The sequence below is a fragment of the Brevundimonas abyssalis TAR-001 genome, from assembly GCF_000466985.1.
Lineage (GTDB): Bacteria > Pseudomonadota > Alphaproteobacteria > Caulobacterales > Caulobacteraceae > Brevundimonas > Brevundimonas abyssalis.
In genome coordinates this window covers 41,955-65,588 of record NZ_BATC01000008.1, presented here as the reverse complement: position 1 = coordinate 65,588, position 23,634 = coordinate 41,955, and the positions used below count along the sequence as shown (strand labels likewise).

Sequence of the window (23,634 nt, the reverse complement as noted above, 5' to 3'; positions counted from 1 at the left end):
TGGCGCGGCTGGCCGGGCTGGTCGCGGCGCTCATGACGACTTCCACGCCTGCCGCCGCACAGGATCCGATGAGCGCGCTCGAACGCCCCGAAACCCTGACCCGCTTCTTCGACGCCCTGGACGCGGCCGGGGCCGGTGAGGGCGAGCGGCCGGTGCACATCCTCCAGTTGGGCGACAGCCACACAGTGGGCGACATGATCACCGCCTCGGTGCGCTCGCGCCTGCAGAACAGCATCGGACGCGGCGGGCGCGGGGTGCTGCCGCCGGGCAAGCCCTATGCCTTGTACCAGCCCCGTCAGGTGGAGCTGTTCGAACAGGCCTGGACGGCAGTGACCCCGGGGCCGGGTTCGGCGGCCATGTCCGGCGTGGGACTGAGCGGATCGCGGGCCCTGATCTGGGGCGAGGGATCGTCCCTGCGCATCGAGGCCGAGGGCTCCGCCGCCTTCAGCCGCGTGGTGCTGTGCGGTGCGACCGACCCGGCCGCCGGGACCCTGACCGTGCGGGCGGGTTTCAGCGAGACGGCGGTCAGCTTCGCCGACCCGACCCCCGGCGCCGCCTGTCGCGAGGTGCGGCTGGGCGAACCGGTGCGATCGGCGACCGTCATCGGCGGGACAGGGGCGGTGGACCTGCATTCGGTGGCGACCTTCGCCGATGGATCCGGAGTGGTGGTGTCGGCGCTCGGCGTCATAGGGGCCACCCTGAACGACTTGGCCGTGCGCGATCCGGCGGTGGTGCGCGCCGAGCTGGACGCTTGGCGGCCGGACCTGATCGTGCTGGCCTTCGGCACCAACGAAGGCTTTGACCCGTTCCTCGACCCGTTCGCCTATGAGGCCCTGCTGCGAGGCCAGATCGCCCAGCTGCGGACGCTGGCGCCCCGGGCCGACATCCTGATCCTGGGCGCGCCGGACGCCCAGCGGCCAGAGGGGGGCGGAACCTGCGGCGACGAAGAGAGCCTGTGGCGCATCCCGCGCGAACTGCCGCTGGTCCGGGATGTGCAGCGCCGGGTCGCCGCCGACATGGGTGTGGCGTTCTGGGACTGGCATGCACGCATGGGCGGAGACTGTTCAGCGCACCGGCTGGCCACGGCATACGAGCCCCTGATGCGGGGCGACCATGTGCATTTCAACTCCGCCGGGGGCGACTGGATTGGGCAGATGCTGGCTGAGGACCTGACCGCCGCCTGGCGCGCGAGGGCCGTCCCGGCCGGCGCGGAGGAATAGCCGATGCTGTTCCCCACCCTGGCCTTCGGGGTCTTCTTCCTGTTCGTCTATTTCACCGCCTGGTCGCTGGATAGGGAGAACGGGCGGCGCAAGATCTTCCTGCTGCTGGCCAGCTGGTTCTTCTACGCCCAGTGGGACTGGCGCTTCGTCGGCCTGCTGATCGCTTCCGCCGTCCTGAACTGGGGCGTGGCGGCCCTGATCGCGTCCAGCGACAGCCCGGGCCGACGAAAATGGCTGGTGGCGCTGGGCGTCGCTCTCAACCTGATCATCCTGGGCTTCTTCAAATACTACGGCTTCTTCGTCGAGCAGGCGGTGGAACTGCTGAATCAGTTCGGCTGGGAGCGCGACGCGCCCCTGCTGCAGATCGTGCTGCCCATCGGCATCTCGTTCTTCACCTTCCAGGGCATCAGCTATGTGGTGGATGTGCACCGGGGCAAGACGCCGCCGGCGCGCTCGCTGGTGGACGTCATGCTGCTGATGTCCTTCTTCCCCCATCTGGTGGCCGGGCCCATCGTGCGGGCCTCGGACCTGCTGCCCCAGTTCGACCGGGTGCCGCGCCTGACCCGCGAGATGGCGGCGCTGGGTCTGCTGCTGATCGCCTGGGGCCTGTTCAAGAAGACGGTGATCGCCTCGGAGCTGGCCGTGCGGCTGGTGGACCCGGTGTTCTTCGATCCGTCGGCCTACGGCGCCCTGGACATCGCGGCGGCCACCTACGGCTACGCGGTGCAGATCTACTGCGACTTCTCGGCCTATTCGGACATGGCCATCGGGCTGGCGGCGCTGCTGGGCTATTCCTTCCCGCGCAATTTCGACCAGCCCTACCGCGCCGGGTCCATGCAGCAGTTCTGGCGGCGCTGGCACATCAGCCTGTCCAGCTGGCTGAGGGACTATCTGTACGTGCCGCTGGGGGGCGGCCGTAAGGGGCTCGTCTCCTCCTGCATCAACATCATGATCACCATGCTGCTGGGCGGGCTGTGGCACGGGGCGGCGTGGACCTTCATCGCCTGGGGCGCCCTGCACGGCGCAGTGCAGGCTGTGGAGCGGGTGTGGCGTCACTTCCGCGAGGGCAAGGCCGGTCTGCCGCATTGGCTGGGCGTCATCGTCACCTTCCACATCGTCTGCCTGGGCTGGATCCTGTTCCGGGCCGAGAGCTTCGACCTGGCCATGCAGATGCTTGAGGGCCTCACCCGCATGGCGCCGATCATGGTGCTGACGCCGTTCCTGCTGGCCTTGATCATCGGCGGGATCGCCATGCACTGGCTGCCGCCGCGTGCGGTGGAAGGCCTGGCCGTGCGGGTCAAGGAGGCGCCGGCCATCACCATGGGCGTGCTGGTGGGGATCATGATCCTGCTGGTCGAGGCCATGCGTCCCGAGGGCGTGGCCCCCTTCATCTATTTCCAGTTCTAGACGTTGGCATAACCGATGGACCCGAACGAGCCGAAAGACCCTGACGAGCCAGCGCCCTTCCCCGCGGGCGCGCACGACCCCTTTCCGCCGCGCGGGGCGGAGCTGGCGCCGGAGGTCCCGACGTCCGCGCCCGACCCGGAGCCGGATGACCGCAACGACTGGATCCAGTCCGCCGACGCGCACGACCTGCCTACCCGCGAGCCCCGCCTGAAAACCCTGGGCCGCTACGCCTTCCCGCCCGAACCGCCGCTGGACGAAGAGGGCGAGGCCGCTCGCGACCGTCGCTGGACCAGCCGCACGGTGATCTTCGCCACCCTGTTCCTGCTGGTCTTCAACAGTGTCTCGATCCAGTCCTGGGCTCGCCAGCAGGAGCCGGGCTGGATCACCGCCACAGTCCAGCAACTGTCCGACGTCTGGACCGCCCAGATCAGCCAGCTGGGCGCCGACCAGCCCCGTGAGGGTGTGCGCGAGGCCTACGAGACCGCTCGCGATCAACGCTTCCCGGGCCAGCCGGACGCGCCGCCGCCCACGTGAAGCGGCGCGGTTCATGACGCGGAGGGAACCTCACGCCGCCGCTGCCGTTGGGCGCTCATGATCAAGCGCTCCGTCTCCTTCATTGCGATCACCGCTGCAGCCCTGGCCCTGGGCGCCTGCGCGACCCTTCAGCGTGGGCCGGTGGGCAACGCGGCCGTGCCCGAACCGGTCAGGTCGGTGGACCTGAACGCCTATCTCGGTCGCTGGTACGAGATCGGCCGCTACGAAGCCGGCTTTCAGCGGGGCTGCGAGGCGAGCACGGCGACCTACACCCTGCGTGACGACGGGCTCATCGGCGTGGTCAACACCTGCCTCCAAGGCGGACTGGATGGCGAATTCAGGTCCGTTGAAGGCAAGGCCCGGGTGGTTGAGGGCAGTGGCGGGGCCAAGCTCGAGGTGTCCTTCTTCGGTCCCTTCTACTTCGGGAACTACTGGATCCTGGACCACGCCGAAGACTATTCGTGGTCCATCGTGGGCGAAGGCTCGGGCCGCTATCTCTGGCTGCTCAGCCGTACGCCCCAGCCGTCGGATCCGGTGAGGGAGCAGATCATGAGCCGCGCCCGCGAACTGGGTTACGACCTGTCGATCCTGCGGCCGACGATTCAGCCGTCCGAAAACTGACAGGGGCGCGGACGGCGTCGCGCCGATCAGCGTCCTCCGTGCTTGACCCCCGGCCCCGCCGCTCTAGCTTGGCGGCCTCATCGGTTCGGGAGTTCTCCAATGCATCAGCGGTTCGTCACCGGCGCGGTCTGCGCCGCAGCCATCCTCGCGGTCGTCATGGCGCCCGCCGCCATGGCCCAGGACGCCCCGGCTTACCGCATGCCGCCCGCGCCCATCGCCCAGATCCTCGACACCGACCCGGCGCCGGTCCCCAGCATCAGTCCCGACCGCGAGACCCTGGCCCTGCTGGGGCGCTCCAACCTGCCCTCCATCGCCGAGGTGGCCGAAGACGATCTGCGTCTGGCCGGCTACCGCATCAATCCGCGCAACAACGGTCCGGCCAACAGCCGCACCGCCTGGCTGAACAGCCTGACGTTCCAGGACGTGGCCACGGGCGAGCAGCGTGTGGTGGCCCTGGGCGAGGGCCAGCGCTTCATCGCCGGCGGCTGGTCGCCCGACTCCCGCTTCATGGCCTTCCTGGCCGACGCGCCCCAGGGACTTGAGCTGTGGGTGGCCGAGGCCGCGACCGGACAGGCGCGTCGCCTGACCGACCCGGTGGTCAACGCCGCCTTCAGCACCGCGCTGGACTGGACGCCGGACAGTTCCGCCGTCCTGGCCCGGCTGGTCCCCGAGGGCCGCGGCGCCGCCCCCGACGTGACCGCCGCCCCCACCGGCCCGGTGATCGAGGAGACCACCGGCCAGGCTGCGCCCAACCGCACCTATCAGGACCTGCTGTCGACGCCGGGCGACGAGCGCCTGTTCGATCACTATTTCACCAGCCGTCTGTCCCTCGTCCCGGTCGACGGCTCGCCCGCCCGCATGGTCGGTGAGCCCGGCCTGATCGCCGGCGCGGCCATCTCGCCGGACGGACGCCACATCCTGCAGACCCGGCTGAAGCGTCCCTACAGCTACAACGTCCCGGCCCGGCTGTTCCCCACCGACGTCATCGTCACGGACCTGAGCGGAAACCTGATCCATCAGGCGGCCGACCTGCCCCTGCGCGACAATGTGCCGACGCCCTTCGACTCGGTGGCCGAGGGGCCGCGCTCGGTGCAGTGGCGCGCCGACGCCCCCGCCACCCTGGTCTGGGTCGAGGCCCAGGACGGCGGCGACTCCCGCCGCGAGGCCGAGGTGCGCGACCGGGTCTTCATCCAGGCCGCGCCCTTCGATGCCCCGCCCCAGGTGCTGATCGATCTGAACGCGCGCTATGCAGGCGTGGACTGGGGCCGTGACGACCTGGCCATGGTCTCGACCCGCTGGTTCAACACCCGCCACGAGACCCGCTGGCTGGTGGACCCGTCCAACCCGGGGCAGGGGCGGCTGCTGCTCGAGCGCAACTATCAGGACCGCTACAACGACCCGGGCTCGCCCATGACGCGCCCGACGCCCGAGGCTTCCGCGTCATGCACATCACGCCGGACGGTCAGGGCGTGTTCACCACCGGCGCCGGCGCCACGCGCGAGGGCGCCTTCCCGTTCCTGGGCCGCATGGATCTGGCCTCGGGCGAGACCGAGCGCCTCTGGACCTCGTCCCAGACCCACTATGAGACGATCGCCGGCCTGCTGGACGAGGACGGCCGGGTGCTGCTGACCCGCCGCGAAAGCCTGACCGAGCCGCCGAACCTCTATGTGCGCGATCTGGACAGCGCCGATCCCCGCGCCATCACCGACTTCCCCGATCCCGCGCCCCAGCTGGCCGGGGCCACGCGCGAGACCATCGCCTACACCCGCGCCGACGGCGTGCAGCTGTCCGGCACGCTCTATCTGCCCGCCGGATACGACAAGGACCGGGACGGGCCGCTGCCGCTGCTGATGTGGGCCTATCCGGCCGAGTTCACCGACGCCGCCGTGGCCGGTCAGGTGGTGGACACCGGCAACCGCTTCGTGCGGCCGGGCGGCTCCAGTCACCTGTTCATGCTGACCCAGGGGTTCGCGATCCTGGACAACCCGTCCATGCCCATCGTCGGGGTGGACGGCGCCGAGCCCAACGACACCTATGTGGAGCAACTGGTGTCCAGCGCCCAGGCCGCCGTGGACGCCGTGGTCGAGCGCGGCGTGGCCGACCGCGACCGCATCGCCGTGGGCGGGCACAGCTACGGCGCCTTCATGACGGCCAATCTGCTGGCCCATTCCGACCTGTTCCGGGCGGGCATCGCGCGCTCGGGCGCCTACAACCGCACCCTGACGCCCTTCGGCTTCCAGGCCGAGCAGCGCACCTACTGGGAGGCGCCGGAGACCTACAACATCATGAGCCCCTTCATGCACGCGGACCGGGTCAATGAGCCGATCCTGCTGATCCATGGGGCGGACGACTCCAACTCGGGCACCTTCCCGGTCCAGACCGAGCGCTTCTATGCGGCGCTGAAGGGCCACGGCGCGGTCGCCCGCTATGTGGTCCTGCCCGCCGAGGACCACGGCTACCGCGCCCGGGAATCGGTGATGCACACCCTGTGGGAGATGACCGACTGGCTGAACCGCTACGTGCGCGACGCCGGGCCCGCCGCCGGGGGCGGGCGCTGAGGCAAGGTGCACGAGGCCCGGCTTCGCAGACGCGGAGTCGGGCCTCGGCGAGCCTTGTGCTAGACCTGTTAACCTCTTTCACAGAGCGACAGGGGGCTCGCGATGCTGGGGCTCATCAATCTCGTCCGCCGCACGGTCGAGGGTTCGATAATCTCTTTTGTGATCATCGCCGTGGTGGCGATCTTCGGTCTCTCGGAGACGATCAACGCGCTGCTGGCTGACATAAGCGTCGCCTCGATGCTCTTCCTGTTCGTGATCGCCGTCGTCCTGGCGGATCTGATCGGACGGTTTATCGCCATCCTGAGCCTGACCTTTCCCGACCTGATCCCGGACCTGGGCGAGAGGGACATGAAGCGCGCCTCCCTGATCCAGCGCCTGCGGCCGGGTCAGACCATGGCGCTTCTGTCCGGGGCCTATGCCGCGCGGCTGGTGATGTTCCTGGTCATCTTCGCCCTGATGGGGACGAGCTACGCCTTCGCGCCGCAGCAGGCGCAGCAGACCCTGTTCGGCGATCTGGGCGCCCTGGAGGCCATCGAGACCTTCCTGCGCGAAGGGATCGCGGGCTCTGTCGGCTATTTCCTGTTCTTCCTCGGGCCGCGCGATCTGCAGACGATCACCGGCGCCATCATCGCGGAGCCGCTGGCGTCATCCACCGTCAACGGCGACGTCTTTCTTGTGGGCATAAGGCTTTACGGGCTGGCCTTCGCCCTGTCTGTGCTGCGGACCCTGGCGACGCCGCTCATCTACCTGCGCGCGCGGCGCCGCGCAGCCAATCTGCCCGCTTCCGCTGAGCCGTCGCCGGCGGTTTGAGCGGCGCGGGGGCCCCGTGAGGGGCTGGGCGCCTGACCGTCTGTCGCTGGAAGAAAGAAAACGAATGGTGGGTGATCACGGGCTCGAACCGTGGACCCGCTGATTAAGAGAACCCGTTCTCGGGTTTTCCGATCGCCGCCGAACACCGCCGGGCGCACGATCCAACCAATTGATGTCATTGACATTCTTCGCGTCGCTGCGCACCGTTTCGCACGTTTTCGCAGGCGCCCGATGCTGACTTCCGCGGAAGAGTTCACCGTTCTAACGCCGTTCTAAACGCCTCCGAAAGCACCGTTCTAATGGCCAAAAAGTTAGCACCATGCCCGACCTCAGACTGCCCCTCACGGACAAGAATCTGATCGGCCTTCCGTTCGCTCGAACCGGCCAGTATCGAGCGCGGGACACGGATCTGGGCGGCTTCTTCGTGCTTATCGGGAGTCGGACCAAGAGCTTCATGATCCAGGCCGATCTGCGGCTGGACGGCGCCCGCCAGACCGTCCGGATGAAGGTCGCCGAGGTCGGAGAATTATCATCCCGGGACGCCCGCGCGAAAGCCAAGGCGCTGCTCGGGCGGATCGCCGACGGCGAGGACCCCCGGCCGCCCCGGAAAGCTCCGCCCAGCCTGCCGGAGCCGTCCACGCACATTCCCACCTTGAGGGAAGCCTGGGGGCGTTTCCGGGTCTCTCATCTGGAGCGCAAGGGACGCAGCGCGGCGACCGTTCGGATCTACAAGGACCATTTAGAACGGTTGTTTGCGGACTGGCTGGACTGGCCCTTGTCCAAATTGGGCGATGAACCGCGGCTTCTCGCGACCGCCATGACCAGATCTCGAAAGATAACGGACCGGCCATCGCCAACGGCGCCATGCGCAGCTTCCGGGCCGTCTACAATCATGCGCGCAAGACGTGCCGTGCGCTCCCGGCCGAGAACCCGTCGCTCGCGATCGACTGGAACCCGGAGAAGCGCAAGGACACCGCCATGGGGGTTGCGGACCTGTCGGCCTGGTTCACTCAGCTGGCGCAGATTCCCAATCCGATCCGGCGCGAGTTCCACCTGCTGATGCTGCTGTCCGGCTGCCGGCCCGAGGCGCTGAAGAATGTGCGGGTCGAAGACCTGAACCTGCGCGAGCGGTTGATGCATATCCGCAGTCCCAAGGGTGGGACCGACAAGGCCTTCGACATCCCGCTGTCCCGGGCCATGTTGGAGTGCATCTTCCGGCTCCGCCGTATCAGTCCGGTCATCTATCCGCAGAGTGGACGCGTCTGGCTGTTCCCGAGCGACAGCCCGAGCGGTCACATGGAAGAGCACAAGGAGAAGCGGACCGTCCTCAGCCACTGGGGCAACGATCTGCGCCAGACCTACCGCACGCTCGCCCAGGCGGCGGAGATCTCCGAGGTCGACATACACCTGCTGATGAACCATGCGCTCCCAGGGGTGAACCCCGGCTACATCACCCGCTCGAAGCTGATGCGGGACCACCTGAGGAGCGCGCAGGAGAAGCTCTCGGTGTTCCTTCTAGCCGGCATCGTCGGGCGGGGGAGGACGGCGCCCGCAGACCTGACCCGTTGGCTGAACAGCACCAGTCGGACGCTGCTGGATGATCTGATGGCGGTTGATCCGGACGTGGCGCGCCTGAAGGCGGGGCCCAGGGCGGCGATGCGGAGGCTGGAAGTGCAAGCCGCCCGGGTTGCCGTCCACGCGCTACCGGGAGTGCTGATCGATGCACCGAGTCGGCGAGCGCGAAGAGGGTGGCAGACGGCGAGCAAGGGCTTGCCTTCGCTCACGGAGTAACGAGCAGACGCAGGTTGTTAAGAAGGGTTTGCCGCAGGGACTCGGCGGTGACGCCTCGCAGGGAGGCGAGCGGGGAGATGAGATCCGCGACGTCGGAGGGCTTGCTCGGTCGTCCGGCCGTCTGGGTGAACGGGCCGTCCGTCTCAGTCAGCAGTCGATTCAGGGGCAAGCTGGCCACCAGCTCACGATGGCGCTCCTGGATCAGCATCTGACTGTTAATCGAGAAGTAACAGCCCTGGTCCACGGCGCGCCTGGCCTCGGACTTCGACCCCGTGAACCAATGCATCACGGCTCGGCCGCGGTCCGGTGGCAGACGGCGCTCCAGGTGTCCGAGGACCTGTCCGACAGCGCGCACGCTATGAATCGTCAGGATCTTACCTCCGGCTTCGGCGCAGGCGCTTAGGACACGGTCGAACACGGCGGTTTGATCTTCGAACGATTTGTAGAAGCGAGGCCCCGCGTCTAGTCCCACCTCGCCCACATATTTCGCCTCCGGGAGAAGTCGCTCCCACATGGCGATCTCCGACTTCCGCTCGGCGATCACTTGCGGATGGAGGCCGAGCGCGACGCGCACGTTTCGGGACCCCTCCGCAAGCTCGACGTTGCGGCTCCAGGCCTTCGGAGTCGTCGTGACCGCCAGCGTCACGACTCCCTGCCGCTCGCATTCGGCGATCATTTTTGCCTGGTCGGGATACAGGTCCAGATGACAATGAAAGTCGATCAGGCGCGGCGGGACGGCGTTCATCCCATGGGTTTTACAACGACGCCACGCACCAGCGCATCTACTTCGTTCAAGCCATTGACGTAGACCGCCTCATACTGAAGCAGTTCGTCCGGGAGATCGTTCAGCGGCCCCGGCTGATGGATCCGAAAACGGGCGCGGCTCGGCCGGGTCCTGAGTTGGGCGATCGCGAGCTGAAACGCCCGGATGTGTTCCCCTTCAGCCTTGGCGGCATCAAGTGGTCGCGCATGCAGGTCCGGCAGAGTGTACGTCGTCGGGTCCGAACCGAGTCCGACCTGGAGCGAGGCCCGCCGGATCAGGCAGGGTACGCAATGGCCGCAGTGCTGGGGGGGCGCCTTGACCCATCGCGCCTTGGCCGGGGAACTGCAGGACATCGTGTCTTTCGCCGTCTTCATCAGGAGCGGCTTGTTCTCGCAGCCTGCCGCCATTTCGCCTTTGGTCTGGTGACGATAACGATTGTGGAGCTTCGCCCGAATTCCAAGCTGCCCCAACAATTCATTCCAGCGAGCCATGTAGTAGGGATGTGTTGTGCGAGTGCTCAGGGATCCGAGGCGGAGTGGGTCCAAGGGGACGTTGAGCGAGATCAGGCCATTCTCCGGGACATGGATCGTGACGTCGTCATCGATCGCGTCGGCGGCGAGAGCGGCGAGAGCGAAGAACAGGAAGGACCGCCCCCGAAGAGAATTCTCGCCCGAGGATGTGGGAACGGCTCCGGTGGGAAATCCGACCCGAGCCCGCAGATGGATGAGGTCGGACTTGGGATAAGCCTTCTCGAGTCGGTCGGCGCAGAGGCTCTGGTGGGCGCTCGTGACGCCATCCCAGTAGTGGCTGACCAGCAGAGACGACCGCTTCTTCTCGAGCAGATCGATGGCTCCGATGTAGCTGTCCAATCCGCCTGAGAACAGGCAAACGTCCTTCGGTCGATGTAGCGGTAGCCGCAGCGGCGCCGGGGCTAATCGTTTCAGGCCAGGAGCCCTGGCGCGGAATCGAAGGGACCAGCGATCCCCGGTCAGGAAGTTAAGCATCTGGACCAGCAGGTCCGAGACGGAGGCCCAGAGGGCCGGATCAGAAACCGGCGTCTCCAGGGTGATTTCCCGGGTCCAGCGTCCTGAGCCTCAGAGTGCCGATTGACCCGCGTGTCAGCAGCCGTGAGCGTTGCGGCGAATATCGCCAGATCAACCGCGATCTCCCCGGGACGGAGACCGACCCCCGCCAGTTGATCCAGCGCTTGGCCGAGGCCGTAGTCGAGGCGTCGATCCGCCTCGATAAAGGAAATCTCCGTCCGGGTCAGTCCCTTGGCGGCAGGAAGTCGCGTACGATCCCGGTCGCCGAGACGGCAGACGATGCTGTGCGCGCTCATAGGTCGTCCCCGATCGCAGCGAGCACATCGAAGGCTCTCTCGTAAATCCCGTCCGCGGCGCCCAACACGTTCCGGTCGGTCAGGCTGGCCACCCCATCGAGCCGACCCGCGAGTTGCTGTCGCACCGTGCCCGAGACGAAGTCATGAAGTTGGGCCTGGAGCTGATCGATGGCGGCGACCGATGTGGGCAGGTTGATGCCGCGTGAACCAATGTCATTGAGAATGCGCGCTTCGATGGTTCGCGCGACGACGTCCAAGAAGAACTCCTCGAGCTGCCCCGGGGTCAGGGTGTCAAAGGCGCCCAGCCCGTCCTCCGCGAGCGCGTCGATGGCCTCGAGCATTCCTTGGCGAGCGATTGCTTCGTCGAGCGTACCGCCCGGCGGGCAGATGGCTTCGAGGAGCGCCAACAGCACGGTTTCGGCGGGTTGACCGGCTAGATTGGCGAGGTTGACGCGCCGCAGCGCTTCGACCGGTCCGTCCCGGGCAATGTCCCGTACGACGCCGAGCAACCGTCCCGCTGAGGCTCTCGCCTCGCCCATCCGTCTGGCCGCCCGGCGACTGCCCCCGACCCCGTCGCGGACATAGCGCGACACGCTTCTGGCGAGGTCGTCGCGGTTACCGGTCCTGGCGAACTTGTTGAACGCGGTCCGAGCCCCCCTCAACGAACCGGCGCCGGAAGTGTCCGGAGACGAGGAGGTTGGCGCGGGCGTCGCTGCCGGACTGGTGGGGGGCGTCTCCACGCCCGTCGCCGGATCATCGACCCAACTGGGGATCAGGCCGATCTGCGGCCCTCCGTAAGGGCTCGAGGTTCCCATTCTAAACCTTCCGGTCCATCGCGGCGGCGGCCTCGGCGGCCGCCTTTAAGCCCTTGTTGGTCGCCGCCGTCGCCCACCCGGCACGCAAAGTCTCGAACTCTGCCGCGACGAGAGTGTCGGAGAAGGCTCCGGTCCAACTGGTGACCGCCCAACCGCCCGCGGCGTCGGTCGGAAGGCCCCTGAGAAAGACCAGAAGACGACGTTGCAGAGACGGCCGGGCAATGACGAGTCGGGCCAGGCCGTGAACACCGGGCGGAGCGGCGGCCAGCTTGTCCGAGGATAGTATCCGGGTCTGGAGCGCATCGAAGACCTGTTCAGCCTCTGTATCGGTTATGCGTCCCAGGTCGGGATCTGCCGACCGGGCGGCCATAGCCGATCCGCTCAGTTTCTCGACCAGCGCCTCAAGATGATCCGATGCGATCACGCCTGCGAAATAGCTGCGCTTGTCTCGGGTGACGAAGACGTAGGGGCGCAGGTCCACGACCGCGAGCGGCGGTTCAATCTGGGCCCAGCCCTTGGACCAGTCGCTCCTCAACCAGTCCTCAGCTTCGGGCGACGCCGCGCCATCGACGATAGGCTTATCTCTTGGTTTGTTTGTCTGACCGACGACCGGCGCTGGCGGAGTCTTGGCCCCGGTCTCGAGGACGGCCAGCGCCGCGACACGGCCATCGACTGCGGTGGACGCGAGTCGGGAGAGCTGGTCGTACAGGTCCGGTGCGAACCGCTCAGCCAGCATGAGCTTGGCCAGGACGGGAAACTCGATGTCCTCGCCGAAACCGCGTTCCTCGGCGATGGCCTGCCGCAACGCCATGGAGTTCAGGAACCGCTTGATCTGACGTGGATTGCCTCGCGTGCCGTCCGTGAGCAGCCGTGTAATCTGGCTGCTCACACGCAGCGCGTCTTCCACCGACGGAGGAATCGTCCCGCCGAGCGCGCCTTGGACCACGGTCCGATCTAGACCGCGGCTCGCCCATGGCCGCCTCAGGTCCTCCCGCGCAGCCGTCAACAGCGATTGGAACTCAGGCGCCGCCTCACCGAGCGCCCTCTGCGCTAGGAGCAGGGTCACATAGGCTCGGGTCTCAGCCAGACCCAGCGCCGGGATGCGGAATGGAACCTGGATCAGCTTCTCGAGATAATTCCGCGAGTAGCTCATCGGGCCGGTGGTCGCCGGGAGTTCGGGAAAATGACGGCGGACCGAATATTCAATCATCGCCTCGTCCGCCGCGATGACGAAGGCCGTACGCGGCACAAAAAGGAAGAGGCGAATTGCTTCCAGTGTGGCGATGGCGGTCTCCGGCAGACACCGATCAAGATCGTCGATCAGAACGACCAGCTGATCGATCTCGGCCGCGTCGAGCAGGGCCTCAAACTCCTCTCGGAAGGCATGCATCTGATCCGGCGCGGTCTCCGATGAGGCTTCGGAAGCTTTCAGGACCCCGCTGGCCTTTTCGGCCAAGCCCTTGAGGGTTTCGGGCGTCACCATTTGGGAGGGATCGGCGACGAACCCGGACAGTCCGTTGTACAGAGATCGCAACAAGTCCGGAGACGGGACGCCGGTCGCCGCAGTGAACGCCATGCCTCCTGCCGCTTGGGCCACCTTGAGCCAGTCGACCCTTTTGAGGAGTTTCTTGGCGGCTTCGGCAACCTTCGCAGACCCTGGCCTGGCACGACGAAGCTCCGAGATGATCGTCTCGATGACGACAGCCTTCGCGTCTTCGAAACCCTCAAATACCCAACCGTTGAACCACAGGGTTATGACGCGGTCCTGGCCCTCGAACGCCGCAGCCGTCATCTTCAGGACACTAGATTTCCCGGCGCCCCAGTCGCCATGAACACCGATCGTCACCGGGACATCGGCGCTCTGTCTCACCAGCCGCACAACCGTGCGCGCGATCGCCTCGTAATAGAGAAGATCGACCGCCGTCTCTTGGTCGCTCAGGAAGAATGGGTCGGCGCGTCTGCTCAATCGAAACCTCCGGAAGGGCGATAGCGCTTCGCCAACGCGCCGTATCAACAACAACGTTAAGCTTGACGGCTGGGCAGTGTCCATTCAGGAATCACACGGCAAAGCTGTTGCGTCAGCGGATCGACGGCCACGGCAAACATACTTCTTCGACATCCTCTCCCGATTCACCGTCTTGCTGCTACGGTAGGCGACGTGATGCGCACGACGCCTATGAGATTTACGGAACGCTACGCCCGTCTGAATCGGCGTCGCCGTCATCGCATTCGGACTCAGGCTGGCGGGGCGATGATCAGCGCCGCCATTGGCAGCCGGCCCGCCATCGGGCGACGCGTCTGAATTTCGGCGTGAACCGATCTCAATTCGAGCGCAAAGGGTTTGTGCAGGTCGGGTGCGCGAGCGCTCGGCAGGGGCAGGGTCGTCGGAACGAAGTCGATTATTACCGAGTCCGAGCGCCGCGACGCCAACGGCAGGGCCAGGAATCCGCCCGCCTCGCCGGGAACCAGCCGCAAGCGCCTTTGGCCCTGCCGGTCATCCTGGATCAGCGTGAGGACGGCCTGCTCGAAGTCGATACGGCAAGGCACCGTCGCCCGTTCGACGCTGCGGTGGACGGTCAGCCTGATCCGGAACTGGTCCAGCGTCGAAATGCCGAACTCCGCCGACGCGGCCGCTGTGAGAATGGAAACGCGCGGTCGCTCGTGGAGCCACCGCAGGATCGACCAGATCGGTCTCGCCGCCCACGGACCCGGGACGCGCGCCCGAACGCCGTGGAGAGCCCGAACGCCCAGCGCCAACGCCGCCACGAGGACGGACAGGGCGACGATTGCCCAAGCCCAGGGCCGGGGAACCGGCGGGAGGAGGTCGGGGAGGAGTTTGTCTATGGTGAACCAGGCCGCCGCGGTGAGCGAGGGGAGCCAGGCGACCAGTCCCCGCCGCCTCATGACGGCCAAACGGCGCGCAGGCCTTCCACCAGGCGGTCGCGCCGGTCGGGCGCGAGCTGGTCCAGATTCCGCTGCTTCCAGCGCACGGCCGGCAGGTCGGCGATGGTCGGCAGGCCGATGAGATCCCAATCAGGGTCGCCACGTTTGAAGCCGATCAGGAACGCCCGGTGCTCGGCCGGCATCTCAGCGACGATGATCGCGATCAGCGCCTCGCGCGCGGCGATCAGGTCGTCGAGGTCGACAGGCTCCTTCGTCATGCCGACGAAGCCCCGCCGGAACTCCTCGGCGATGTCCTTGCGGCGCGGGCGCAGTACTTCGGCCATCGGGCGAGGGTGGCTGATCAGATAGGCGATAAAAGCTTGGCGCATTTGATCGCCCACGCCTTCGTTGGCCAACAGGTCGCGCACGTCGAACAGGTCGCGCGGGTGCTGGCGATCCAGGGCGGCGGCGATCTTGCCCCCATAGAGGTCGGGCAGGGACACCATCTGGGCCTCAGCGAAGCCAAACCGGTCTTCCACGGCCGGCGCGACGCTCCGCAGCTCAGGAGCGAACACCGTGCCGCGCAATACGGGCGTGACCTCGATCTTGATCTGGACGCCATCCGCAGCGACGAGAAGTTTGTCGATCGTGCCTTCGGGCCGCGCCTGGCCAGGCGTCACCACGACACCGGGCAGCCCGGCGGCCATGGCGGCCGCGATCCGCCTCAGGCCGGCGTCGATCGCGGCCAGGGACTCCCCGCGTTCGCGGACGGGCAAATAGGTCAGATCGATATCGACCGAAAGGCGCGGCAGGTCGCGGACGAACAGATTGATGGCCGTGCCGCCCTTTAGGGCGAATTCGGTCTCGACCAGCACGTACGGCAGGGTGCGGATCAACAACCGGACCTGGCGTTCGTAGAGATCACCGAACGGCATTGAAGTCTTCCGGCACGGTGATGCGGTAGGTCGGATCGAGTCGCCCGCCCTTGGCCAGCATGCGGTTGCCGCTGCCGAGGTTGATCGAGCTCCGGTCCAAGCGTTTCAGCCACCCGTGACCGTGACGGTCGGCGAAGAAGAAGAACAGGCGTTTGACCTTGATGCTCCGGCAGTCGTCGAGGAGCAGTTGCAGGCGACGCGGGCTGAGATTGGCCAGGCCCTCCACCAGGGCGTCGACCTGATCGAATGTCTCGCGATCAGGGAGTTCGTCGAGCAGTTCGAGCAGGGCCCGTTCGGGCGTCGAGACGAGCATCGGCCATTTCCAGTGCCCGATCGGCATCTCGGCGACGCCGGCCTGACCCCAGGCGAAGGGATCGGCGGGGCCGGACGGCTCCTGGCCGCGCAGCCCGAACCAGGCGGCGTGGCCGAACAGGCGGGCCGGATTGTGATAGAGGAAGCGGACGCCGAGCTTGAGGTCGTTCAGCCAGGTCGGCGGCCTGGTCAGGCCGTAGAGATGAACCTCCTGCACCTCGCGGCTCAGGTAGTGACCGAACCCCTGGAGTTCGAGCGCCGTGCGGCCTCCCACCACCAGTTGATAGTCGAGCAGGGTCTGCAGCGACAGGGCGACCAGCTGCCAGTCCAGCGTGCCGCGCGGGCGGCGATAGACGCGGCGCGCGGGCTGCTCGAGCCAGCCGGCAGCGACATATTTGGCGCGGAGCGAGTTATAGTAGCCGTGCTCGTTGAGCCAGGTGGAGTCCACCACCAGCCCCTCCGGCAACAGCCGCTCCAGCTTGTTTAGCTTTCCTAGCATTTGAGCACTTATGGTGCTCGAAGTGGAGACATGTCAAATACCCTGTTTCACAGAGCCTCATTTTGAGCACTGTGAGTTATCAGATTGGCGTATCACCAAACCAACCTTACATGGGCCGGAGGCGGACGACCTTCGGATCGTTGATCGACGGCCCGGGCTCCGGGAAGCTGGAGCCGGTGATCAATTCAAGCATGGCGGGGGCCAGACCGATCTCGCGCCCGATCGCCCCGGCGCCCCCGACCACCGCATCCGCCAGCGCCGAGAGCGCCGACGGCAGCAGCTCAGGCTGTTCGACCGGCAAGGCGTCGTCCGCGTCATAGGTCTCGACCTTGGCCTGTCCTGTTTTCACCAGATGGATGTTGGCGGTGCGGTACTGGGCCGGGGTCAACAGACCCAGGTCATAGCCCCGCCGAACCAGCGCGCGGACGGACATCTTCCATCTGAGTTTGAGCTCGAACAGCGCGCGCCAATTGATCGCACGCCCTCGTGGGAATTCCCGCAGGACAGCCCCACGCGGAAACAGGAAGGCGCTCGCGAAACGGTGGGCTTGGTCTTCGGTCGCGCGATCTCCCGTCTGCATGCCCCGGTGCATGATCAGATGGCCGCACTCGTGGGCGAAGTCGAACCGTTGCCGACAAAGGCTCTCCTTGAGAGAGCTGCGGACGATGATCGGCCTGCGCCGATCCATCGAGAAGGCGTCCACCCGATCCGACAGATCGCCGAAATAGGTGACGACGGCGCCGGCGTTCTCGACCACCCGCATCATGCTTGTGATCGGACCCGTCGTTCCGAGTCCCCAATATCGCCGGGCCTCTTCGGCCGCCTGTTCGATCTCCTCGGCCGTGGCCGCCGGCAGATCGGGGAAGGACACGGCCGGCAGTTCCAGGTGGACTTCGATGGCCGCGACGAATTTGTCGAGTAGCGTGCCCCGGGCCAGCACCTGGCTGGTGATCGAGGCTGGCCGGGTGATGTGCCCGCGGAAATGGCACTGTTCCGGCCGCACCGTCGATGGGATCGGTTGGGCCAGAAAGGCCGGCGTGACGCCCAGCACATCGGCCAGAGCGTCCACCACTTCGTCCGATGGCGACCGAGAGCCGGTCTCGAGCTGGTGGATGAACTGACGGGTCGCCCCGATCAGCTCGCCGACCTCCTCGAGCGAATAGCCATGCGCCAGCCGGGCGAGCCGGAGTTGCTCGCCTGCCATTTTCGAGTTCGTTTCCATGACTGGCCGGTCTAGCGACCGCCCCCCACCCAGATCCGTGCGGATCGGCCGATCATTCGGTCGTCCCGTCTTTCTGCTTCCTTGCCGCGATTCCGACGGCGGGCGCAGGCAGATCGACGCCCTCGCTGCCCGCGACCCAGAGCGGCGACACCTTGGTCACCGCTTCGTCCAGCGGCACCTGCCAGGTCAGCACCGGCGTATCGCCCGCCAGCACCACGAAGGTCACGGCCGTGATCGCGCCGTCCAGATCGGTCTCGATCGCGAAACGGTACAGGGGCTCGGAGGTCAATTTGACCAGTTCATCGGCGCCGAAAAGGCTCAGCTGCTGAAGTTCCGAGAAGGTCTGCTTCAGGGTCCGCGCGTTCGGATCGTCCGGCTCGCCTCGATAGAATCGGATCGGCACGCCGCCCACGCTGAACACGAACTGCATCGTCGGATTCAGGATCTCCAGCCAGTCGACGTCGGGCGCCGTCGCTTCGATCTGGTGCTTCTGGAAGGCGAAGGCCTCGCAGCCGAGGGTCCATCCCGTGCAGCCCGCGCTCGCGTCGAAGCGATCCAGGGCGTCGTTACGGCCGCGCTCGATCAGTTTCCCGATCGTGATCAGACGATCGCGGGTGAGGGCGGTGTGATGTTCCCAAGGGGTCATGCGGAGCTCCAAGCCTGCAAAGCCATAATGGGCAAACTGGATGATTCGTCAACTAACTCCGCGAAAGTAAGCTGGACACGACTTTGTAAACAAGGAAGCGCTAAGGGCTCCGCCCTCGCGCAGGCCAGGGTGAAGCGCCTCCGGCGCCGGACCGGCCGGTCTCCCCGACCTTCCGCGCCGGTCATGATCATCATCATCGTCATTGAGATCAGGCTTGTGCAGGCCGGGCGATCCCCCTCCGGCCGGTCCGCCCTGGCCTTTGCTACCCCGCTCTCGCCGAGGGGCAGGGTTTCAGGCGCGCAGTTCGCGTGCCTGCAACCCATGCCCAAAGGAGGCAGACATGACGACCCAATCCACCCAAACCGCCGCGACCGAGCCGCAACACGGCGCCGAGATCATCGTGCCGCTCAACCGGCTCAAGGCGTCGGACAAGAACGCCCGCAAGACCCCGCACAGCCCGGCCACCATCGAGGCCTTCGCCGCTTCCATCAAGGCCAAGGGGGTGTTGCAGCCGCCCGTGGTCGAGATCGAGCGGAACGGCGAGGGCGCCCCGACCGGCGCCTACCTCGTCACCATCGGCGAGGGGCGTCGGCTGGGGCTGCGGCTGCTGGCCAAGCGCAAGGCGATCAAGCGGACCTATCCGGTGCGCTGCATCGTGGACGCCGAGAACGACGCCCACGAGATCAGCCTCGACGAGAACGTCACCCGCGCTGACATGCATCCCGCCGACCAGTTCGAGGCGTTCAAGCGGCTGGCCGAGGAAAGGGGCTACGGCGCCGAGGAGATCGGCGCCCGGTTCGGGGTGTCGGCCCATGTGGTGCGTCAAAGGCTGCGGCTGGGCGCGGTGGCCCCGGCCTTGATGCAGACCTACCGCGAGGGCGGGCTGACCTTGGAACAGTTGATGGCGTTCGCCGTCAGCGAGGACCACGACCGGCAGGAGCAGGTGTTGGGCATGATCGGGCCGCATACGCCCGCCTACGCCATTCGCCGCGTCATGACCGAAACCAAGGTCCGGGCCGACGACCCCCGCGCCCGTTTCGTCGGCGTCGAGGCCTACGCCGAGGCGGGCGGGGCGGTGCTGCGCGACCTGTTCACCGAGGACGGCGGCGGCTGGCTGGAGGACGCGTCCCTGCTGGACCGGCTGGTCATCGGCAAGCTGGATGGGCTGGCCGAGGAGGTCCGCGAGCGCGAGGGCTGGAAATGGGCCGAGGCCTATCCGGATTTCCCGCACGGCCTCGGCCTGGGCCGGGTCTATCCCGAAAAAGTCGAGCGGTCCCCCGAGGACGAGGCGGCGATGACGGCCTTGGCCGAGGAGTATGACCGCCTCATCAGCGACAACGATTCCGCCGAGGTGCTGCCGCCCGAAGTGGACGCCCGGCTGGAGGAGATCGACGCGGCCTTGCAGGCCTTCGGCGACGACCATGCCTACCGGCCCGACGATCTGGCCCGCTCCGGCGTGATCGTCACGCTGAGCCATGACGGCGTGGCCCGGTTCGAGCGCGGGCTGGTCCGGCTGGAGGACGCCCTGCCGGAGCCGGAGGACGAGGCCCCGGAGCAGGGCCGCGAAGACGCCGGTGACGCGGAGGCCACGGCCCCCGCGACCAGCGGGGTCGCCAGCGGCGCGGCGGAGGCGGACGAGGGCTTGGCGCCCCTGTCCGAGAAGCTGGTGCTGGACCTGACGGCCCACCGCACGGCGGGCTTGAGGGACGCCTTGGCGGCGGATGCGAGCATGGCCCTGACCGTGGTGGTTCACGCCTTCGCCTTGCAGGTCTTCTATCCGCCCTACGACCAGCCGACGGTCCTTCAGTTGCGGTTGAGCCTGACCGGGCTGGAGCGGTTCGCGCCGGGCGTCTGCGAAGGCCCAGCCGGACGGCGCATCGCCGACCGGAGCGAGGCTTGGGCCACGCGTCTGCCGAACGAGGCGCGCGACCTGTGGGCGGTGCTGGTCGATATGTCCGGTTCGGACCTGTTGGACCTCCTGGCCCATTGCGCCTCGCTGGGGGTCAACGCCGTGCGCGACCCGCACGACCGGCGCCCCGGCGCCTGGGCCCAGGCCGAGACGCTGGCGACCGCTTTGGGTCTGGACATGACCGGGACGTGGACGGCGACCGCCGCCTCCTACTTCGGTCGGGTGTCCAAGGCGCGGGTAATGGAGGCGGTGGAGGAAGGCGTTTCCAAGACCGACGCCGACCGTCTCGCCGGAATGAAGAAGGCCGACATGGCCGAGGCGGCGGAAACGCTGATCGCGGGCAAGGGCTGGTTGCCGCCGCTGCTTCGCACGGCGCCGCCGCAAGTCGCGGACGCCGGAGAAGAGGCCGCATCTCCGAACGAGGACGCCTATCCGTTCGCGGCGGAATAGGCCCTAGCGTCGGGGCCGCTTCGGCGGCCCCGATTGCCCGACAGAGCTTGGCCCGGCGCTCGCGACGCTGACGCGTCGCTCGCGGAATCATCTCAGAGCGCCGCCCGGAAACGGGCGGCGTCTTCGCGCCATAGACCCACATCACAGATCAGAAGGGTTCGTTGGACTCGCTCGAAATGCTGGTCGAACTTCGCCTCCAACCGATCCACAAGTCGGGCGATCGTCTCGGTCATCCCGGTGCGATCGCAGTAATCGCAGGCGGCATTCTCACCACTGCTTCGCCAGTCCCGAGCCTAGCGACGGCGCTTTCGAGGCTTCACAGTTCGGAACATCGTCGCGGCTCTGGGGTTGCTCTTCGATCACCCCAAGGAGCCCTCCGATGCAAATCCAGCCCATGATCAGGACCCATCCCGACGTGCGCGGCGGCGTCAACGACAGTCTCGTTCGCGCGATCGAGGCGGCTTACGGCTGCGCCGCCGTGTGCCACATCTGCGCCGACGCCTGCCTCGCCGAGGAGATGGTCAAGGATCTCACCCAGTGCATCCGCCTAAATCTCGACTGCGCCGATGTCTGCCTGGCCACAGCCGGCATCGCTGCGCGTCGCACCGGCAGCAACGAAGCCCTGATCAAACGCATGCTCGAAACCTGCGCCGAGGCCTGCGCCGATTGCGCCGTCGAATGCGAGAAGCACGCCGACATGCATGAACACTGCCGTATCTGCGCCGAGGAATGTCGGCGTTGCGAGCAGGCCTGCCGCGATGCCGCCGCAACGATCAGCCCGTCACAACACTGAGAACGACCGCAGTCCAACCGCTTGGCTTCCCGAATAAGCTGGAACCCGGATCATGATGCCCATGCTACTGCTCCTCGCGACCGTGTCTGACAGTCCGCCCTGCGGAGAACTATGAATCAGCATCTCTGACCGCGTGAATCGCCAGATGTAGATCGGACCTGGTCCTAGCGGCGAGCGCTCAAGGATCGCCGACCATGCAGATCATAAGCCAAGCCGATCGTATCCGCGTAGCCGTTCAGACGATGAACCGATCCCAAGAACCGTAGTGCTCCTGACTCCGCCGCCCTCGCGGCAAACTGAGCGCCAGGATCGTCAGTCCGACGATCTGGTTCGAGAAGGTTCCTGCCAAGGATCCGCCGTCTATCATCCAAGGCGAGGCGATCAGCCATGCGGCAAAGCCTATGTTTAGGAAGCGGAGGGGACGTCCGACTTCGGCCATCGCGATGACGGAGACCGTGACCACCAGGGCTCCGATCAGATGATCCGTGTCCGCTAGGGGCGGTTCTGTGCCCAAAACCAGCCTTGAGAGCATCAGCCAGACGCCCAGCCCTGCGCTGACCACGAGGGTCCACGGAAGCGTCGCGCCCCGCAAAGCGGAAGCGGTCGCCCGTCCCCAGCCATCGGAAAAGCCCGGCCGCTTGTCGACCGTTCCGCCAGGCAGGGCGTCGCCTCGGAAGAAGGCTCGCCAGAAAGGTCGTCCGCGCCGCGTGTTCAGGACCAGGAACTGACCCATCGCCACGAGTTCATCCAGCGAATAGGGGATCATGATCAGCATCGCCGCTGCCGCGAGCAGACAGATCGTGCAGTAGGTTCCTATGGCGATCGGCTGCATGATGATGAAGTAGATGCTGACCACACCCAAGGGCACGACGACGATGCCGAACAGCACCACCATCCACGGCATGGTCCGCCACCGCGCCCGTCCGCCCATGGCACCCATCAGTATCTCGGCCATGTAGGTGATGGCGCCCACGCCGCCGTCGGCGACCGGCCAGGCCTTGGACATCGCCGAGGTGATGATGTGTTCCGTTCCGTTGAGGGGCCCAGGCGCCTCGAAGAACGGCTCCCACACATTGTCGACGTGGCCGAGCTGATAGGCCGTCAGAATTCTGGCTAGCACCAGCCGACCACGCCCAGGGCGATGATCGGGATGCGCTGCAGATAGGTCGATGGACAGTAGGTCCAGCCCGGCGGCGTGTCGGTCTCGTCCATCATACCCTCCATGCTCATTCCGGGCATCATCGGAATGAGGAGGGTGAGGGCGACGACAAGGGCGCCGACGAGCATGTCGTTGCTGTAGACCGCCGCGCTCGGCGCCCAGAACAGGATCCCGGCGCCCAGCAGCCAGACGCCGATGACGGCATTGGCCCACTGCGCCCAGCCGTTCCGGGGAGACATGGAGAAGGCGGCGAACACCATGATCAGTCCGCCGCAGATCACGTCGTTCCAGCCCGTCAGCGTATTTCTGAAAGCCGCCGGCCACAGGCCGCGATCTTCGGTGACGGACTGTACGGCGGAGGAAAACTCGGTTTGGTCGAAGACGCCGAAAACGAAAGGCGCCGTGGCCAGCCAGAGACCCAGTCCCATGGTCAGCCAATGCACCCAGAGCATGCTGAAATGCATGCCCTGCATTGACCGGGCGTGATCGGACAGCATCGCCCGGTGCTGTTCGGGCGGGATGGCGTGCGTCTCCGACGCGGCGACTTCGGCCTTGTCGTCCGCCACACGGGCCGCGTTTAGCTTGTTGGCGCGATACCAGGCGAACGGATCGGCCTTAAGGCCCGCAACGATGTCCGGAAGACTCTGGCGAAGGCTGTGTCTGGACGACCAGCCCAGGTGGGTTCGCGCCGCGGTCAGATCCAGTTCGTAGTGGTCGTCGGAGATGTCGACCATCCAGGGGCGGATGAAAGCGTCTTCATCTAGAACGGTCTCCGCCCAAACGCCTGCCTTGGCGGCCGTCTTCGGAATGGTGTGAGTTGCCCAAGCTTCGTCGTGGATCAAGCGGCCGAGGTCGCGCTGCAGTTCGTCATAGGTCATGACGTCGGCCTCGCCGAGTAGGACCGGGAACTCTGTCGGCAGATCGCGTCGCCGGTCGATCACCCGCTCGATGGCGTCGAGCAGGTCTTC

The 23,634-nt window shown here is 66.7% G+C and carries 22 protein-coding genes and 1 pseudogene; 11 read left to right on the top strand and 12 right to left on the bottom strand.

Translation table 11 applies throughout. The features are described 5' to 3' along the window. The first annotated feature begins 68 nt into the window (after positions 1 to 68). The 9 genes and pseudogenes from MBEBAB_RS03925 to MBEBAB_RS16035 all read left to right on the top strand — a co-directional run bounded on the left by MBEBAB_RS03925 (position 69) and on the right by MBEBAB_RS16035 (position 8,941). On the top strand, positions 69 to 1,220 hold the full coding sequence (locus MBEBAB_RS03925; RefSeq protein ID WP_158332115.1) for a GDSL-type esterase/lipase family protein: 1,152 nt from the start codon (positions 69 to 71) through the stop codon (positions 1,218 to 1,220). Between the two features lie 3 nt (positions 1,221 to 1,223). Continuing rightward, positions 1,224 to 2,627, top strand: a complete 1,404-nt coding sequence (locus MBEBAB_RS03920) for an MBOAT family O-acyltransferase (RefSeq protein ID WP_021696637.1) — start codon at positions 1,224 to 1,226, stop codon at positions 2,625 to 2,627. Between the two features lie 15 nt (positions 2,628 to 2,642). Beyond that, complete coding sequence (locus MBEBAB_RS03915; protein ID WP_021696636.1) at positions 2,643 to 3,161, top strand: hypothetical protein; 519 nt, start codon at positions 2,643 to 2,645, stop codon at positions 3,159 to 3,161. A 57-nt stretch (positions 3,162 to 3,218) separates the two neighbouring features. Continuing rightward, a complete protein-coding gene (locus MBEBAB_RS03910; protein WP_021696635.1) occupies positions 3,219 to 3,782 on the top strand; it encodes a lipocalin family protein in 564 nt (187 codons plus the stop codon). A 99-nt stretch (positions 3,783 to 3,881) separates the two neighbouring features. Then, a complete protein-coding gene (locus MBEBAB_RS18275) occupies positions 3,882 to 5,411 on the top strand; it encodes a hypothetical protein (protein WP_306301986.1) in 1,530 nt (509 codons plus the stop codon). After that, positions 5,309 to 6,340, top strand: a complete 1,032-nt coding sequence (locus tag MBEBAB_RS18270; RefSeq protein WP_306301988.1) for an alpha/beta hydrolase family protein — start codon at positions 5,309 to 5,311, stop codon at positions 6,338 to 6,340. The genes MBEBAB_RS18275 and MBEBAB_RS18270 overlap by 103 nt, the downstream gene beginning before the upstream one ends. Positions 6,341 to 6,442: 102 nt before the next feature. Continuing rightward, on the top strand, positions 6,443 to 7,150 hold the full coding sequence (locus MBEBAB_RS03900) for a hypothetical protein (RefSeq protein ID WP_021696633.1): 708 nt from the start codon (positions 6,443 to 6,445) through the stop codon (positions 7,148 to 7,150). 319 nt (positions 7,151 to 7,469) lie between these two features. Continuing rightward, a pseudogene (locus MBEBAB_RS18585) lies at positions 7,470 to 7,700 on the top strand (integrase); the annotation flags it as partial. 314 nt (positions 7,701 to 8,014) lie between these two features. Next, entirely contained in the window at positions 8,015 to 8,941 is a 927-nt protein-coding gene (locus MBEBAB_RS16035) for a site-specific integrase (RefSeq protein ID WP_242397062.1), read from the top strand. Here the strand turns inward: MBEBAB_RS16035 and qatD are convergent. The 9 genes from qatD to MBEBAB_RS03850 form a co-directional block, all read right to left on the bottom strand. After that, positions 8,931 to 9,686 (bottom strand): Qat anti-phage system TatD family nuclease QatD, encoded by a 756-nt coding sequence (qatD, locus tag MBEBAB_RS03890; protein ID WP_021696631.1) that lies wholly within the window; start codon positions 9,684 to 9,686, stop codon positions 8,931 to 8,933. The genes MBEBAB_RS16035 and qatD overlap by 11 nt on opposite strands. Then, positions 9,683 to 10,768, bottom strand: coding sequence for a Qat anti-phage system QueC-like protein QatC (gene qatC, locus MBEBAB_RS03885; RefSeq protein WP_304502364.1), 1,086 nt, complete (start codon positions 10,766 to 10,768; stop codon positions 9,683 to 9,685). Before qatC ends, qatD begins: the two co-directional genes overlap by 4 nt. Positions 10,769 to 11,039: 271 nt before the next feature. Beyond that, a complete protein-coding gene (gene qatB / locus MBEBAB_RS18190; RefSeq protein WP_045318795.1) occupies positions 11,040 to 11,858 on the bottom strand; it encodes a Qat anti-phage system associated protein QatB in 819 nt (272 codons plus the stop codon). 1 nt (position 11,859) lies between these two features. Continuing rightward, the gene (gene qatA / locus MBEBAB_RS03875) at positions 11,860 to 13,824 is read right to left on the bottom strand and encodes a Qat anti-phage system ATPase QatA (protein ID WP_021696629.1); all 1,965 of its coding nucleotides are present in this window, start codon (positions 13,822 to 13,824) and stop codon (positions 11,860 to 11,862) included. Between the two features lie 269 nt (positions 13,825 to 14,093). After that, positions 14,094 to 14,762, bottom strand: coding sequence for a hypothetical protein (locus MBEBAB_RS03870; protein ID WP_045318794.1), 669 nt, complete (start codon positions 14,760 to 14,762; stop codon positions 14,094 to 14,096). Further along, positions 14,759 to 15,676, bottom strand: a complete 918-nt coding sequence (locus tag MBEBAB_RS03865) for a nucleotidyl transferase AbiEii/AbiGii toxin family protein (RefSeq protein ID WP_021696627.1) — start codon at positions 15,674 to 15,676, stop codon at positions 14,759 to 14,761. The genes MBEBAB_RS03870 and MBEBAB_RS03865 overlap by 4 nt, the downstream gene beginning before the upstream one ends. Further along, the gene (locus tag MBEBAB_RS03860) at positions 15,663 to 16,487 is read right to left on the bottom strand and encodes a type IV toxin-antitoxin system AbiEi family antitoxin domain-containing protein (protein WP_021696626.1); all 825 of its coding nucleotides are present in this window, start codon (positions 16,485 to 16,487) and stop codon (positions 15,663 to 15,665) included. The genes MBEBAB_RS03865 and MBEBAB_RS03860 overlap by 14 nt, the downstream gene beginning before the upstream one ends. A 106-nt stretch (positions 16,488 to 16,593) precedes the next feature. Then, positions 16,594 to 17,691 carry a helix-turn-helix domain-containing protein gene (locus MBEBAB_RS03855; protein WP_021696625.1) on the bottom strand — a complete coding sequence of 366 codons (1,098 nt, stop codon included), beginning with the start codon at positions 17,689 to 17,691 and terminating at the stop codon, positions 16,594 to 16,596. Positions 17,692 to 17,761: 70 nt separating this feature from the next. Continuing rightward, on the bottom strand, positions 17,762 to 18,355 hold the full coding sequence (locus tag MBEBAB_RS03850) for a hypothetical protein (protein WP_021696624.1): 594 nt from the start codon (positions 18,353 to 18,355) through the stop codon (positions 17,762 to 17,764). A 340-nt stretch (positions 18,356 to 18,695) separates the two neighbouring features. Here MBEBAB_RS03850 and MBEBAB_RS03845 point away from each other — a divergent pair, with 340 nt between their 5' ends. Continuing rightward, on the top strand, positions 18,696 to 20,714 hold the full coding sequence (locus tag MBEBAB_RS03845; RefSeq protein WP_021696622.1) for a ParB/RepB/Spo0J family partition protein: 2,019 nt from the start codon (positions 18,696 to 18,698) through the stop codon (positions 20,712 to 20,714). A gap of 92 nt (positions 20,715 to 20,806) precedes the next feature. Here MBEBAB_RS03845 and MBEBAB_RS16440 read toward each other — a convergent pair whose 3' ends face one another. Further along, positions 20,807 to 20,947, bottom strand: coding sequence for a hypothetical protein (locus tag MBEBAB_RS16440; protein ID WP_021696621.1), 141 nt, complete (start codon positions 20,945 to 20,947; stop codon positions 20,807 to 20,809). A gap of 146 nt (positions 20,948 to 21,093) precedes the next feature. Between MBEBAB_RS16440 and MBEBAB_RS03840 the strand changes: the two genes are divergently transcribed. Continuing rightward, positions 21,094 to 21,507 (top strand): four-helix bundle copper-binding protein, encoded by a 414-nt coding sequence (locus MBEBAB_RS03840; protein WP_021696620.1) that lies wholly within the window; start codon positions 21,094 to 21,096, stop codon positions 21,505 to 21,507. 235 nt (positions 21,508 to 21,742) lie between these two features. Here MBEBAB_RS03840 and MBEBAB_RS16815 read toward each other — a convergent pair whose 3' ends face one another. Together MBEBAB_RS16815 and MBEBAB_RS18775 are read right to left on the bottom strand one after the other, a co-directional pair. After that, positions 21,743 to 22,579, bottom strand: coding sequence for a vitamin K epoxide reductase family protein (locus MBEBAB_RS16815; RefSeq protein WP_242397060.1), 837 nt, complete (start codon positions 22,577 to 22,579; stop codon positions 21,743 to 21,745). Between the two features lie 41 nt (positions 22,580 to 22,620). Then, positions 22,621 to 23,094, bottom strand: coding sequence for an SPW repeat domain-containing protein (locus MBEBAB_RS18775; RefSeq protein WP_444979082.1), 474 nt, complete (start codon positions 23,092 to 23,094; stop codon positions 22,621 to 22,623). Between the last annotated feature and the right edge of the window lie 540 nt (positions 23,095 to 23,634).